The 14,307-nt window shown below is 57.6% G+C and carries 14 protein-coding genes; 11 read left to right on the top strand and 3 right to left on the bottom strand.

The genetic code is table 11. The annotated features are described in order from the left end of the window. Window positions 1-6 precede the first annotated feature (6 nt). Window positions 7-933, bottom strand: a complete 927-nt coding sequence (locus IF205_RS18345) for a DMT family transporter (protein ID WP_259780802.1) — start codon at window positions 931-933, stop codon at window positions 7-9. Between the two features lie 194 nt (window positions 934-1,127). Here IF205_RS18345 and IF205_RS18340 point away from each other — a divergent pair, with 194 nt between their 5' ends. The 5 genes from IF205_RS18340 to IF205_RS18320 all read left to right on the top strand — a co-directional run bounded on the left by IF205_RS18340 (window position 1,128) and on the right by IF205_RS18320 (window position 8,108). Then, a complete protein-coding gene (locus IF205_RS18340) occupies window positions 1,128-2,927 on the top strand; it encodes a gamma-glutamyltransferase family protein (protein WP_259780801.1) in 1,800 nt (599 codons plus the stop codon). 38 nt (window positions 2,928-2,965) lie between these two features. After that, on the top strand, window positions 2,966-4,129 hold the full coding sequence (locus tag IF205_RS18335) for an MFS transporter (RefSeq protein ID WP_259780800.1): 1,164 nt from the start codon (window positions 2,966-2,968) through the stop codon (window positions 4,127-4,129). 146 nt (window positions 4,130-4,275) lie between these two features. Continuing rightward, the gene (locus tag IF205_RS18330; RefSeq protein ID WP_259780799.1) at window positions 4,276-5,064 is read left to right on the top strand and encodes a PRC-barrel domain-containing protein; all 789 of its coding nucleotides are present in this window, start codon (window positions 4,276-4,278) and stop codon (window positions 5,062-5,064) included. A gap of 223 nt (window positions 5,065-5,287) precedes the next feature. Beyond that, window positions 5,288-5,797 carry a PRC-barrel domain-containing protein gene (locus tag IF205_RS18325; RefSeq protein ID WP_259780798.1) on the top strand — a complete coding sequence of 170 codons (510 nt, stop codon included), beginning with the start codon at window positions 5,288-5,290 and terminating at the stop codon, window positions 5,795-5,797. Between the two features lie 247 nt (window positions 5,798-6,044). After that, window positions 6,045-8,108, top strand: a complete 2,064-nt coding sequence (locus IF205_RS18320) for a putative bifunctional diguanylate cyclase/phosphodiesterase (RefSeq protein ID WP_259780797.1) — start codon at window positions 6,045-6,047, stop codon at window positions 8,106-8,108. Here IF205_RS18320 and IF205_RS18315 read toward each other — a convergent pair. Next, on the bottom strand, window positions 8,105-8,857 hold the full coding sequence (locus IF205_RS18315; RefSeq protein WP_259780796.1) for a substrate-binding periplasmic protein: 753 nt from the start codon (window positions 8,855-8,857) through the stop codon (window positions 8,105-8,107). The genes IF205_RS18320 and IF205_RS18315 overlap by 4 nt on opposite strands. 122 nt (window positions 8,858-8,979) lie before the next feature. Further along, complete coding sequence (locus tag IF205_RS18310; protein WP_259780795.1) at window positions 8,980-9,888, bottom strand: LysR family transcriptional regulator; 909 nt, start codon at window positions 9,886-9,888, stop codon at window positions 8,980-8,982. Between the two features lie 137 nt (window positions 9,889-10,025). Here IF205_RS18310 and IF205_RS18305 point away from each other — a divergent pair, with 137 nt between their 5' ends. The 6 genes from IF205_RS18305 to msrB are packed head-to-tail and all read left to right on the top strand — an operon-like array spanning window position 10,026 to window position 14,298. After that, on the top strand, window positions 10,026-10,652 hold the full coding sequence (locus IF205_RS18305) for an FMN-dependent NADH-azoreductase (RefSeq protein ID WP_259780794.1): 627 nt from the start codon (window positions 10,026-10,028) through the stop codon (window positions 10,650-10,652). A 43-nt stretch (window positions 10,653-10,695) separates the two neighbouring features. After that, entirely contained in the window at window positions 10,696-11,670 is a 975-nt protein-coding gene (locus tag IF205_RS18300; protein WP_259780793.1) for a glutathione S-transferase family protein, read from the top strand. 10 nt (window positions 11,671-11,680) lie between these two features. Then, window positions 11,681-12,397, top strand: coding sequence for a pirin family protein (locus tag IF205_RS18295; protein WP_259780792.1), 717 nt, complete (start codon window positions 11,681-11,683; stop codon window positions 12,395-12,397). Beyond that, window positions 12,394-13,173 carry a DODA-type extradiol aromatic ring-opening family dioxygenase gene (locus tag IF205_RS18290; protein WP_259780791.1) on the top strand — a complete coding sequence of 260 codons (780 nt, stop codon included), beginning with the start codon at window positions 12,394-12,396 and terminating at the stop codon, window positions 13,171-13,173. The genes IF205_RS18295 and IF205_RS18290 overlap by 4 nt, the downstream gene beginning before the upstream one ends. Before the next feature lie 50 nt (window positions 13,174-13,223). Continuing rightward, window positions 13,224-13,904: a gamma-glutamylcyclotransferase gene (locus IF205_RS18285; RefSeq protein WP_259780790.1), complete on the top strand. Its 681-nt coding sequence runs from the start codon at window positions 13,224-13,226 to the stop codon at window positions 13,902-13,904. Further along, the gene (gene msrB, locus IF205_RS18280) at window positions 13,897-14,298 is read left to right on the top strand and encodes a peptide-methionine (R)-S-oxide reductase MsrB (protein ID WP_259780789.1); all 402 of its coding nucleotides are present in this window, start codon (window positions 13,897-13,899) and stop codon (window positions 14,296-14,298) included. The genes IF205_RS18285 and msrB overlap by 8 nt, the downstream gene beginning before the upstream one ends. Window positions 14,299-14,307: the final 9 nt, after the last annotated feature.

Here is a 14,307-nt window from a genome sequence, read left to right as displayed (position 1 = left end):
GGACGGTTAGCTGTTCGTGCCGCGCAGACGGGGCAGGCGGGTGCCTGCCTTGCGGGTTTCACGGTGCAGCATGTAGAGCCCGCTGCTGATGATGATCGCACCGCCGATCCAGAGCCTGACGTCCGGTACTTCGCCAAAGATGAAAAAGGCCAGTGCCGCAATCCAGACCATCTGGGTATATTCCAGCGGTGCAACCACGGCGATTTCCGCCATCCGGAAGCCCTGGGTTTTGAAATACTGGGCAATGCCGCCCAATATGCCAACAGAGCTCAACATCAGTAAATCTTGCCAGCTGGGCATAACCCAACCGGAGAAGAACAGGGCGATGCCGGAGACGACCACACCGGCGGAGGTGAAGTAGAATGTGATCGAAACCGAATGTTCCGTTCTGCTGAGGCGGCGAACGGTGATCATCGCCATGGCCATGAAAAGGGCGGCCCCGACAGCGTAGAGGGCGCCGATTTCAAAAACACCGCCGCCCGGATTGACGATTACGATCACCCCGATGAACCCAAGAAATACGGCAGACCAGCGATGAAGGCCGACTTTTTCCCCGAGGAAGGGCACGGACAGCGCGGTCATGGCGAGCGGCGCGGAAAAGATGATGGTGACCGCATCGGCCAGGGGCAATTTTACAAAGGCATTGAATACGCAGAACATGGCGCTCATCCCGAAAGTGGCGCGCAGAAGATGCGTATGCAGGCGGTCGGTTTTCAGAACCTTGAAACCACCGGCACGGTGGATCAGGAAGAAAATCGGGAACATCGCGACAAAACAGCGGAAGAAGATGATCTGGACCACGGGATAGTCGCCGCCCAGATGTTTGATCATCACGTCCATGGCTGAAAAACAGAGGATACTGGCCAGCACATAGGCAACGCCCGCCGCCGTTGTGTCGGGGGTCGAGGTGGCTTGTGTCGCCTGTTTTGCCATTGGAGGAAAATCCCAGCCCAAAAGTGAATGGATTTCGTCTATCTTTGGTATAGGCAAGCGTTGGGGCTGTCCATGGGGCATTGCCGATCATTGGGCACAACAGAATTTCCTTGCCAGTTCTAGGGGTTTCGGCAACCTTCGCTAGTTGCATTAGCGTACAATTATAAAATTTTCGAATTAATCGGGGAGCGATCATGTTCACGACACGGCCGGAATTGCGCGGGACTTTCGGGATGGCAGCATCTACCCATTGGCTGGCAAGCCAGGTGGCGATGCGCTTGCTGGAACGTGATGGCAATGCCTTTGATGCGGCGACCGCCGCGGGGCTGATGCTGCAGGTTTGTGAACCGCATATGAATGGCCCGGCCGGGGACGTTCCCTTGATTATTCATGACGCCAAAACCGGCAAGAACCGGGTGGTCTGCGGACAGGGACCGTTGCCTGAAAAGGCGACGATCGATGCCTACCGGGCGCTGGGGCTGGAAATTGTACCGGGTACCGGCCTTCTGGCGGCGGTTGTGCCGGGGGCGTTCGACGCCTGGATGTTGATGTTCCGCGACTATGGCAGCCTGTCCTTGCGCGATGTGATGGAACCGGCAATTCATTATGCGGAAGAGGGGTGCCCGATTCCTGCGGGTGCGGTGGATATCCTGCGCGCCGCGGAAAGGCTGCTGACGGAACATTGGCCCGCCAATGCTGCGATTTATATGCCTGACGGGACGCTTCCGGAACCGCAGTCGCTGTACAAAAATCCGGCTCTGGCGGAAACCTGGCGGCGTCTTTTGGAGATCGGGGAGGCCGCCGGGGCTGATCGTAAAGCCCAGGTGGATGCGGCGCGCGATGCATGGTCACGTGGATTCGTGGCGGAGGAAATCGACCGCTTCTGCCGGGAGGAGCCCCATTTCGATGTGACCGGCCAGAAAAATACCGGCTTCCTGACGGCTGATGACATGGGCAAATGGTCGGCCTCTTACGAGGACCCGGTCAGCATGGATTATCACGGCCACACGGTACTGAAATGCGGCCCCTGGAGCCAGGGGCCGGTGCAGCTTCAGTCGCTGGCGCTGTTGAAGGACGCCGGGCTGGAGAAGATGGACCCCAGGGGGGCGGACTTCATCCACACCATCGTGGAGGCGATGAAGCTTTCCTATGCCGATCGTGAGGCTTTCTATGGTGATCCGGACTTCATCGACGTGCCCTTGGACGTGCTTTTGTCCGAGGAGTATAACGCGGAACGGCGCAAGCTGATCGGCGAGGAGGCCAGCATGGAATTCCGTCCGGGAACGGTCGAGGGCTTTGGTGGTGTTGTGGATTACGATGGCGCGGTGGCGCGTCGCTTGCCGGCGGATCAGTTGGATGGCTTCGGCGGCGGTGAACCGACGGCAGGTCCCGGTGCGGGGCCGAAGCTGCATGTGGGTGATACCTGTCATCTGGATGTGATTGACCGTTGGGGCAATATGGTTTCCGCCACGCCCAGCGGCGGCTGGCTGCAAAGCTCCCCGGTGATCCCGAAACTGGGTTTCCCTCTGGGCACAAGGGCGCAGATGGCCTGGTTGGACGAAGGAACAGCCGCCAGCCTCGTGCCGGGCAAACGCCCGCGTACAACGCTGACGCCGTCCCTGGCGCTGAAAGATGGCAAGGCCTATATGCCTTATGGCACGCCGGGTGGCGACCAGCAGGACCAGTGGCAGTTGATCTTCCTGCTGCGCCATATCCATCACGGTATGAACCTGCAGGAAGCGATTGATTGCCCCAGCTTCCATATTGAACATTTCCCAGGGTCCTTCTATCCGCGTCAGGCCTCGCCGGGCCGTCTGGTGATGGAAGGGCGTTTCGACGCGGAAGTTATCGCGGAATTGAAGCGCCGTGGCCACGATGTGGCCGTGGGGGCGGACTGGTCCGAAGGGCGGATGTCTGCGGCAAGCTGGACCGATGGTGTCATGCGGGCGGCGGCCAATCCGCGGGGAATGCAGGGATACGCCGTCGGGCGCTAGGTCCGGTTTCTCCGGTTTTCTTGCTTGGAGTGTTGAGGATGCAGGTGGCTGTTCACGCGGATGCAGAGCGTCGCCAGTTCTTTGGGGTGATTTGCTCGATCATTGCCGCAGGCCTGTTCGGGGTTGCGGTGGGCATGATCATGCCCCTGTTGCCTCTGCGCATGGAAAGCTGGGGCGTGGAGCCTTTCTGGATCGGCCTGAATGCGGCGGCCAGCTCCGTTGCGATTTTCATCGTTGCGGTGCGGATGCAACCGCTTCTGGCCCACTTTTACCTGCCTAATGTACTTTATGTGGGTGTCGCCCTGTTCTGCGTTTCCCTGATCGGTATGGCCTATTGGGAAAATCTGATCGCCTGGTTCTTCTTTCGTTTTGTCCTCGGCATTGGTGTGGCGCTGCTTTGGATCGGCGAGGAAATCTGGATCAGTAAAGCATCGCCTGAGCATCTGCGTGGCCGACTTATTGCGCTTTATGCGGCGCTTTTTGCGGGCAGTGCTGCTGTGGGACCGCTGGTTCTTCAATTGACGGGCCTGGAAGGGACAGTGCCGTTCTGGGCGGTGGTGGGGCTGACGCTGCTCTCGATTGTGCCGATCGCACTTGCCCATAACGCCGCCCCGTCTTTTCAGGGAGAGGGCCGGATTGCCATGCGGACGGTGGTGAAGGCTGCCGTCTTCCTACTTCTGGCCGGGGCAATGGCAGGTGTTGCTGACGGTGCTGCCTGGTCGATGCTGTCGCTATACGGGCTGTTGGTCGGTATAGATGAAGGCGTGGCGGTTTTGCTGCCTTCGGTGCATCTGATTGGCGCCCTTGTCCTGCAGGCACCGGTCGGCTGGATTGCGGACCGGATGGACAAGTCGGCGGTCCTTGCCGTCATGGCGGGGTTGAGCAGCCTGACGGCCCTTGTGATGTGGCTGGCAGGGCCGGGGACGCCGGTCTTCTGGCTGGCCCTTTTCTGCGCAGGCGGTTTCATGATGGGGCTTTACAGCGTGGCCCTGTCGATCCTGGGGCAACGTTTCAAGAGTGGCGGTCTGGCTGCCGCGAATGCTGCTTTCATCATGTGTTTTGAGATCGGGATCATGACGGGCGGCCCGGCGACAGGGGCGGCGATGCAGACAATTGGCGCGCCGGGGTTGTTGCTGGTCATGGGCGGGGGCTGCTTCCTGGTGGTACTTGCCTGGCCGTTCCGCCAGCGCCTGGGCGGATAAAATTCTCTTATAGGTTGCAATAAGTCTTGCGTATACGTCATCCGGTGGCGTAAGGTTCTTGTTGATTACATACTATAGTACGCCAAGAACTGTGAGGGATGCTGGTCTAAACCTTGTCGCCCATACCTTATCGCAAGGAGGTTACGATGCGGAAGTTACTGCTCACGACGATTTCTGTTTTGGCCCTTGGTCTGGCCCTGCCGGCAGCGGCGGAGCAAGCCTCGCCGAAACCCGGTGTTCAGGAAGATGACAGCGGCTTTTTCTCCTATCGCGAAGTCGAAGGCACGATGGATGTGAAGGGTGACGATCTGGGCACCATTACCCGTTATCTGGACAGCAATGTGTTGAACCGGAACAGGGTGACCATCGGTTGGGTGGAAGACCTGTTGATCAATCCGGAAAACAACCGCGTGACCCATGTGGTGGTTGATCTGCGTATGGAGGGCAAATATATCGCCCTGCCTGTTAAGTCGTTGCACCCTGCGCCGAAGGAACGGGATGCCCTGCTGACGTCATTGTCTGACCCAGAACTGGCGCGTCTTCCATCCTATGAACCCATGGGGGAGTTCTGGGCGGTCGCAGACAGCGTGGATGATGGTCTCATGACGGCGTCCGGCCCTTCGGAAGGGAACACGCAAACGCTGATGGAAAAGGTGGGCCCGCGGGGAGCGGATATGGCCGCCGACGATATTCTTGGTCGAAAAGTCCTGACATCGGATGGCTATCGCGCCGGTGAAGTCAGCGACCTCATCCTGGACAAGGACAAGGCTATTGTCTCCGTCCTGATGGATGTTGGCGGTTTCATGGGCTTCGGCGAAAAGACGGTGTCTGTTCCCATGAAGGACATTTCACTGGCCGAAGGCAAGTCGCTATACGTCAGTATGACCCAGGAGGAATTGGAAGGCCTGCCCGAATATACGGGCAAAACGGATTAACCTTGTCTCCCAGTGGCAAGAGGCGAACTGAGGCGGGCCAGCATGTCCGCCTCTTTTTTTTGCAAGCCTGGACGGGTTGGCAGAAAGGGTTGCCCGAAAATTGCCGTAACTTTCTCAAAATCGTCAAAATCCTGCCGCCAAATCTGACCGTTTCGCTGGCTTATTGCCTGTCACGAAACGTGAGGGATGCTGATCAACCAAACCTGACCGCAAGGAGGATATTATGCGGAAAACTGTTCTTACGAGTATCTCCGCACTGGCGATCGCATTCGCTCTGCCGGCAATGGCGGAAACGACGATTAATGATGCCGATACTGTCCGTATGACAGACGAGATGGAAATCAACGACGCGGCGGAAGAAAAACTGCCGGTGTCCGAAGACCTCAATGCGGCGGCCAACGCCTCTGTTCCGGTAGAAAAAGTCAATACCCAGGCTGAGAAACCGGCCGCGCCCATGAACCCGGTTGCGCAATTGCCGAAGGATGAAATTCTGGGCCGTAAGATCGTCACTGCCGACGGCGAAGAAGCCGGTGATGTGAACGACCTGCTGGTGGACAAGGATAATCACATTACCCATGTGATCGTCGGCGTGGGCGGTTTCTTCGGGTTCGGTGCCAAGCCGGTGTCACTGCCCATCCAGAAGCTGGCCTTGGCCGATGACAACGCCCTGTCCGTCGATATGACCCTGAAGGAAGTGAAAGGCCTGCCCAAGGCCGAAACGACCGTGCAGTAAATTTTCTCCCTCCCAAGAAGCCTCTCCGGGGCGGGCCTGATCGGTCCGCCCTCTTTTTTAGAGGGTGAATGGAATACCATAGTAAAGTCTATGGTTTTTTGGGAAAATTAACCTTTTGGTATGGAATTATATTTATACAGCCCCTACTGTCGTGAATTAGCATCCGTGCAAAGGGGCGCCGGAGGAGGCAGTAGGGGTATCGCCGGATACCGTAAAAAAAAGTGGAGTTTAGGTCAGCGTTTCCATCATGCTGAAAGTTATTGGCTGCATATATTATGACCATAATATCTGGCTGGTCCTGGTTGCCGCGGCTGTCTGTGCCGCTGGTTCCTGGGCGACGATCAGGCTTTTTCAGCGCGCAGCAACTGCCAAGGGGATGCAGCAGATCGGCTGGCATTTTCTGACGGCTGTCGGGGGCGGGTCCTCAATCTGGTGCACGCATTTCATCGCGATGCTGGCCTATGCGCCGGGCGCGCCGGTGGATCTGGACCCCATTCTCACCATTCTTTCGCTCCTGGTTGCCATGATTGGCACCTGCATTGGCTTTGTCCTGGCGGCAGGGGCGGTTTTTCGCCCGATGCCACTGATCGGCGGGGCCGTGGTCGGGACGGCTGTTTCCACCATGCATTACACAGGCATGTTGGCCTATCGTGTCCAGGGGTTCGTCGGCTGGGACATGACATACCTGGTGGCCTCCATTGTCATGGCTGTCGTTTTCTGTGCGCTGTCCATGTCTTTCGCCATGCGCGTGTCGTCCGGCATAAACAAGGCCGCCGCGACCGTGTCGTTGGTGGTCGGTATTGTCAGTCTGCATTTCACAGCCATGACGGCGCTTGAAATTCAACCGATCCTGATTGACCTCGCCTACACAAACCCACAGGCGATGGAGGCCCTTGCCCTTGCTGTTGCTGTGGTGACCCTGATCATTACCGGGGCAGGGATGGTCAGTTATCTCATTGATGATCAGGTCCGTGCGGAATCTCATCAGCAACTGATGCAGATGGCGATGAACGACAATCTGACCGGCCTGCCGAACCGCAGCAGCTTCAATGCGCATCTCGACCATGAAATCTATCTGGCGCGGGAGACCGGGGGGCGGCTTGCGCTGGTCAGTATTGATCTGGATTCATTCAAGGAAATAAATGACTTGAAGGGCCATGCGATTGGTGACGCCGTTCTCCAGGTCGTTGCGCGGCGGCTGGCGGCTTTGCTGCGCGACGGCGAATTTGTTGCGCGGGTTGGCGGGGATGAGTTTGCCGCCGTCTATCGCCAGCACGATCATGGCAGTCTGGATGAATTTCTGTCGCGCCTTGAAGGGGCTCTGTCCCGGGAGGTACGGCTGGAAGGCCATGGGCTTTCACTGCAGGCGAGTCTAGGCGTGTCCTTCTATCCGGACGATGCGGACTGCCGCGAGGGTCTTGTGAATAATACGACGCTGGCCATGTATCGCGCCAAGGCCGACAGAAACAGAACCGTGTGTTTCTATGAGCAGTCCATGGACGAGACTGTCCGGGCGCGCCGGGCACTGGCAGCGGATTTGCGGCAGGCTGTGGATAATGGCGAATTGCAGCTTCATTACCAGGTTCAGACCCGTGTCAATTCAGGTGAAGTCTGCGGTTTTGAAGCGTTACTGCGATGGGTGCATCCGCGGAAAGGCGTCATCCCTCCTTCCGATTTTATTCCGCTGGCCGAGGAGAATGGCCTGATCGTCGAACTGGGGGACTGGGTGCTGCGGCAGGCCTGCCTGGATGCCTCGGCCTGGGATCAGCCCTATAAAGTGGCGGTCAACCTGTCGCCCGCACAATTCAACCATTCCTGTCTGCCGGAACGGGTTCAGGAAGTCCTGGCGGAAAGCGGGTTGCCTGCTGATCGGCTTGAGCTTGAATTGACGGAAACAACGATCATCGAGGACAAGGAGCGTTCTCTCGCTATCTTGAAGCAGATCAGGAAACTGGGTGTCTCCATCGCGCTGGACGATTTCGGGACGGGCTATTCCTCCCTGGACACGTTGCGGTCTTTTCCTTTCGACAAGATCAAACTGGACCGGTCTTTTGTCATTGAACTGGAGGAAAGCAAGCAGGCGAGGGCGATCATTCGCGCCGTTCTGGCCCTGAGCCGCAGTCTTGATATTCCGGTTCTGGCGGAAGGTGTGGAGACCAGTGGGCAGATTGCCCTGCTTGAAAAAGAAGGCTGTCACGAGGCGCAGGGTTATCTGCTGGGGCGGCCCCTGCCGCAGGCGGAACTCAGGAACATATATGATGTGGCCCCTGATCCGGCGGAAGAACAGATCGCTTATGAGTTTGCCATCTAGTCGGCGGGCGCTCCGTTGGCGTAACGATAGGCTATCCTGTCAGTGAACCTGTCGCGTGTTCGTGCGATTTCTGACCAGAACCGTCGGGCGATATCGGCATGTTCGCGCATGAACTGGTGGCTGAATAGCAGGAAATAAGCCTTCTTCGACAGAGGCGGGGTGACCTTCTCCAACATAGGGTGATCAATGGTTGTCAGGTAGGAATCGGCGATGGTCTCCTGGTCGGCCACAGCATCCACACGATCGGCGAACAACATTCGAAAGCTTTGTGCGGTGGAGCGTCCTTCCGTGACCGTGATCCCCAGTTTACGCAGGTCCGCGACAATCGAATAATTCAGGTTCGCTGCGATCCGGCCTGTGAAACCCGTGAATTTTTTACCATCCCAGTTAATTCGGGTCTTTGGTCGCTTGTAGAGGGTATAGCCCAGGGTCGCGAGGCGCTGGTTGGCATCGGGCTTGCCGTCCGACATGGGGTAGACACCGAATTCCTCGCGTGCCTTGCGATAGGAGAACAGGAAGGCGCCATCCAGCTTGCCGACGCGGAGGCTGTGCAGGACACGCATGCCGGGCTGGCGCTCAAAGCGGATCGGCAGGTCGAGCCGGTCAGCGACATATTGGACCAGTTCCACGGACAATCCGGGCGGACTGGCAAGCTCCGTACCTGTGCCCGCAAGATAGGGATAGGCGCTTGCATCGTTGAAGCCGAATGTAATCAGGCCTGCCTCGTCAGCCTGCGCCAAGCTCGACACAGTCAGTATTGCTGTACAGAAAATTGTAAGCAGAGACTTCATGAGTTCAAAATCGGCTCCAAGTCGGGCGAATTGTCAACCTCGTCAATCTAAGTCGCAGGGGTTAAAGATTCCTTGTCGGCCTAAAGAACATCCTCATAGCTTTTCGCCAGTTGTTCTACGAGAAAGTCGATGAAGACGCGGACCTTGGTGGTCAGATGGCGGGCATGTGGATAGACCGCGTAGACGCCCATGCGTGCCTGGGAGTAATCTGACAGCACTTCTTCCAGGTCGCCGGATTTCAGTTCATTTTCGCAGAAAAAGAAGGTGGGAAGGCGGGCGACGCCAAGCCCGGCCTTCACAGCTTCCAGTGTGGCGTCGCCGTTGTTGCTGTGCAGGCGTCCATCGACGCGGACGGATATATCTCCGCCGCCGGCCTGCGGGAAGCGCCAGATATTCGGGGTGTCGATATTGGCGTAGGTGAAGCAGTTGTGGTCTGCCAGTTCCTGCGGATGGGTGGGCCTGCCGTTTTTGTCCCAATAGGACGGTGCACTGATCACATGGCTTCGGACCTCTGTGATTTTGCGGGCGATCAGGCTGGAATCCTGCAGAATTCCGACGCGAACCGCCAGATCGAACCCTTCTTCCAACAGATCGACGCGGCGGTCGTTGAAAGATATATCAACCGTGATATCGGGATAGCGCTCCATGAATATGGGCAGGATCGGCGTGATATGCCGTCCGCCATAGCTGTGCGGCAGGGATAGCTTCAGGCGTCCCTGCGGGCATTGCTGCATGGTGGTTACGGCCAGTTCGGCCTCTTCGGCCTCCTCTACAATGCGTTGGCAACGTTCGTAAAAAGCCTGGCCCACATCGGTCAGTGTCAACTGGCGGGTCGTGCGATGTAAAAGCCGCGCACCCAGACGGTCCTCCAGTTTGGAGACCTGTTTGCTGACGGCTGATTTTGACTGACCCAATTCGCGGGCGGCGGCGGTGAAGCTGCCTGTTTCAACGACGGCAGCGAAAACCACCATCCCATTCAATTTGTCCATAGCGGCGCCATATTATCATTCATGGGGAAACAAACAGTTTCTAATCTGCCTGTTTATCATTTATGTGGCAACAATATATTGGTTCTTAAGAGACACACAAGACGGGAAGTTTCCCGGAAACGCAAAGGACCAAAGCCATGACCAATCTTCTCGTTGTAAACAGCAGCCCGAACCTGGACGCATCCGTTACCCGCGGTTTGAGCAAGGAATTCGCAGACACGCTGGCCTCCCAGTTGGGTGATTTGACTGTTGTCAACCGTGACCTGGGTGCCACGCCGCCGCCGCATCTGGACCAGACCACAATCGGCGCATTCTATACCCCCGCAGAAAATCGCAGTGCGGAACAGAAACTGGCTGTGGCCCTGTCCGATACCCTGATTTCCGAGTTGAAGAATGCCGATGTGATCGTGATCGGTGCTCCGATGCATAATTTCGGCATCTCGTCCTCCCTGAAAACCTGGTTCGACCACGTTGCCCGTGTCGGAGAGACCTTCCAGTATACCGAAAACGGTCCGCAGGGCCTGCTGGGTGGCAAGAAGGTCTATGTGATTACTGCCCGCGGTGGTGACTACAGCGAAACCAGCCCGGCGGCTGCCATGGACATTCAGGCGCCCTATATCAAAACGGTCCTGGGCTTTGTCGGTATCACCGACGTGACCTTCATCCACGGTCATGGCCTGGCGATGGGCGACGAAGTCCGTGAGAAAAGCCTGGAAGCCGCACGCAATGCCATCTCCGAGGCAACCGGGGCCCTGGCGGCCTAACGTTCGATAGGCAAAGAACCAAGCAAGGCATAGGAGACAGATTATGGGCAAGCTCGTCGACGGTCAGTGGGTGGATCAGTGGTATGACACCAAATCCACCGGCGGAAAATTCGTCCGCAAGGACAGCCAGTTCCGCAACTGGGTGACCGCCGACGGCGAGCCCGGCCCAAGCGGTGAGGGCGGCTTCAAGGCAGAGCCAAGCCGCTATCACCTCTATGTCTCCTATGCCTGTCCCTGGGCCCATCGGACGCTGATCTTCCGCAAGCTCAAGGGGCTGGACGATGTGATCTCCCTGTCTGCCGCGCATTGGTATATGGCCGACAACGGCTGGACCTTTGCAGACGGGCAGGGTGTGCTGGCGGATACGGTGAATAACGCCGACTTCATGCATCAGGTCTACACCGCCGCCGATCCCCAATACAGCGGGCGCGTAACCGTGCCGGTGCTGTGGGACAAGCAGGAGAACACCATCGTCTCCAATGAATCGGCGGAAATCATCCGTATGTTCAACAGTGCCTTTGACGGTGTTGGTGCGATGTCCGGCGACTATTATCCGGAAGACCTGCGCCAGGAGATCGATACCGTAAATGCCTTCGTTTATGACAAGGTGAATAACGGTGTCTACAAGGCCGGATTTGCCACCTCCCAGGAGGCTTATGAAGAAGCGGTCAATGCGCTTTTTTCGGCTCTGGACATATTGGAGGCGCGGTTGGGTGAAAACCGCTATCTGGCTGGTGACCGCCTGACGGAAGCGGATTGGCGGCTGTTCACCACTTTACTGCGCTTCGATCCGGTCTATGTCGGACATTTCAAATGCAACATCCGGCGTATTGCGGACTATCCCAATCTCTGGGGCTTCACTCGGGAGTTGTACCAGATGCCGGGTGTCGCGGAGACGGTGAATATGGATCACATCAAACGCCATTATTATGAGAGCCATGGGACGATCAATCCAACCGGCATCGTTCCCACGGGACCGGATATTGATTTTACAGTGCCGCATGGACGTGGTGCTTAAGGAGGATGTCATGGGAGTTGAAATAAGGAATTTCGATAGCCTTGGACACGCCAATTTCGGTTGGCTGGATGCGCACCATCATTTCAGCTTTGGCGAATATTACGATCCGTCCCGCGTGCACGTCGGCCCCTTGCGTGTCTGGAACGACGACCGGATACAGCCGGGCACCGGCTTTGACATGCATCCGCACCGGGATATGGAAATCATCACCTATGTGCGGACCGGTGCGATCACTCATCGCGACAGCATGGGCAATGTGGGCCGGACCGAGGCTGGTGACATTCAGGTTATGAGCGCAGGGTCGGGCATCTTCCATTCCGAACATAATCTGGAAGACGAGGAAACGACACTTTTCCAGATCTGGATCATGCCGCGTACCAGCAACCTGAAACCCCGCTGGGAAACCCGGCAGTTTCCAAAAGGACACAATGATGGTCGTCTGACGGCTCTTGCGTCCGGGCAGGCGGAATATTCCGATGCCGCCCCCATCGACCAGGATGCAACCCTGTTCGCGGCGACGCTGGCGCCCGGAGAGGTGGTGACACATGTCTTGCGTGCAAACCGGCAGGCCTATCTGGTGGCGGCACGGGGCAGCTTCCTGCTGAATGACGAACCGGTGTCCGCCCGCGATGGTGTCGTCGTCAGGGACGAAGGGGAGCTGGCTATTACGGCGCGCGACGATGTGGAATTGATCCTGATCGACCTGCCCAGGGGACGCGGCGAATGAGTAACCGTCACGCTGCCTATTTCATCAGCCATGCGGGGCCGGACCTGGTGCTGGACCCGCGCGAGGCAGGGCAATTCATGGGGGCACTCGGGGCTTCCATTCCCCGGCCGGATGCAATCCTGTTTGTTTCCGCCCATTGGGTGACGGACCGCCCGACCATATCCACGGCTGAATTGCCTGAAACGATCTATGACTTTGGCGGTTTTGCCCCGGAACTCTATGAGATGAAATACCCGGCCCCAGGTGCGCCGTATCTGGCGGAACGGTTGGCCGGCTTGAATATTCCCGCTGGTCTTGCAACAGATCCAACGCGGGGATTGGACCACGGGGCGTGGAATGTGTTGATGCTGATGTTCCCGGATGCGGATATTCCGGTGGCGCAGCTATCGGTGCAACCGGGCCTTGGCTTTGACCACCACTGGAAATTGGGAGAGGCCTTGCGGCCCTTGCGGGATGATGGCGTGCTGATCATCGCCAGCGGCACCATGACCCACAACCTGCGGGACCTGTTCGGCAGCCTCGGTCAGTATGACCGGGAGCCGTTTGATTATGCCGCCCGTTTTGACCGTGATATTGCTGCGCTCATCAAGGCCGGCGATTGGGATGGACTGCGGGAAGCTAACCGCCATCCCGACTATCGTCGCGCCCATCCCTCAGATGAGCATTTCGTGCCCCTTCTGGTTGCTGCCGGGGCTGGGGACGGCGTATCAGGTCGCACAATTCACAACAGTTTTCGCGGTCCGGCTGCGTCCATGCGGTCCTTTGCCTTTGATTAAACAGACAGTTTCCCTAAGATGTTTTCAGGGTTTTAGGGGACAGGAAAAGCGTGGTTTTAAATAGGGACAGTATCCGCAATGGCATTGTTCAGGAGATCGCTGAAGAAGGTGAACGGCTGGGGCTGATCCGTCGGCTGAGCCTGGAAGAACGGATTGCCAGCCGCAAGAAAACGCTGGCTGCCCGCCCGCCCGGTGTTAACGATGTCTGGGTCTTCGGCTATGGTTCGCTGATGTGGAACCCGGCTTTTCATCATGTGGATCGTCTGCGTGGCCGGATTTACGGCTATCATCGTGCTTTTTGCCTGAAAACCTTCATCGGCCGTGGATCGCCCGACAAGCCGGGACTGGTGCTGGGCCTGGATTATGGCGGTTCCTGTCAGGGCATTGCCTTTCGGGTTGATCCCGGCAATCTGGAAGAGGAGTTGGATGTGGTCTGGTCACGGGAAATGGTGGCCGACGGCTATTGCCCGACCTGGGTCACCATGCATACGGAACGAGGGCCGGTTCCGGCCATCACATTCGTAATGAACCGCACCTATGAACGTTACGTAAAAGGTTTGCCGCAGGAGACCATTGCGCGCATGATCGCGGAGGCCGAAGGCCGTATCGGGCGATGTGCGGAATATCTCGAAAACACCGTACAGTCGTTGGATGAATTGGGGATTGCAGACGGGCCGATGCATCGTCTTCTGGTCCAGGTCAGGGAATTGGAACACATAGGAAATGACTAGAAAGGTGACCAAGACCGACGCGCAGTGGAAGGCGGATTTGACCCCGGAGCAATACGACGTCTGCCGCAACAAGGGTACAGAGCAGCCTTTCAGTGGTGCCTACTGGAACGCCTGGGATGCGGGGGTATATGCCTGCAGTTGTTGCGGGGAGCCACTTTTCCGGTCGGAAACCAAATTCGATGCCGGATGCGGCTGGCCCAGCTTTTACGCTGCCATTTCCGATGACGTCCTTGAGGAAGCTCCAGACTATTCCCTTGGCAAAACCCGCACGGAGGTGACCTGCCGCAATTGCGGATCGCACCTGGGCCATGTATTTGATGACGGTCCGGCCCCCACGGGGCTGCGCTATTGCATCAACTCCGTGGCGGTCGAGCTTTTTAAAGACAAAGGCTGATTACCCTTC

The organism is Aestuariispira ectoiniformans, assembly GCF_025136295.1.
GTDB lineage: Bacteria > Pseudomonadota > Alphaproteobacteria > UBA8366 > Aestuariispiraceae > Aestuariispira_A > Aestuariispira_A ectoiniformans.
Note: the sequence above shows the minus strand (reverse complement) of the source record. Positions and strands in the feature narration are given on the sequence as shown.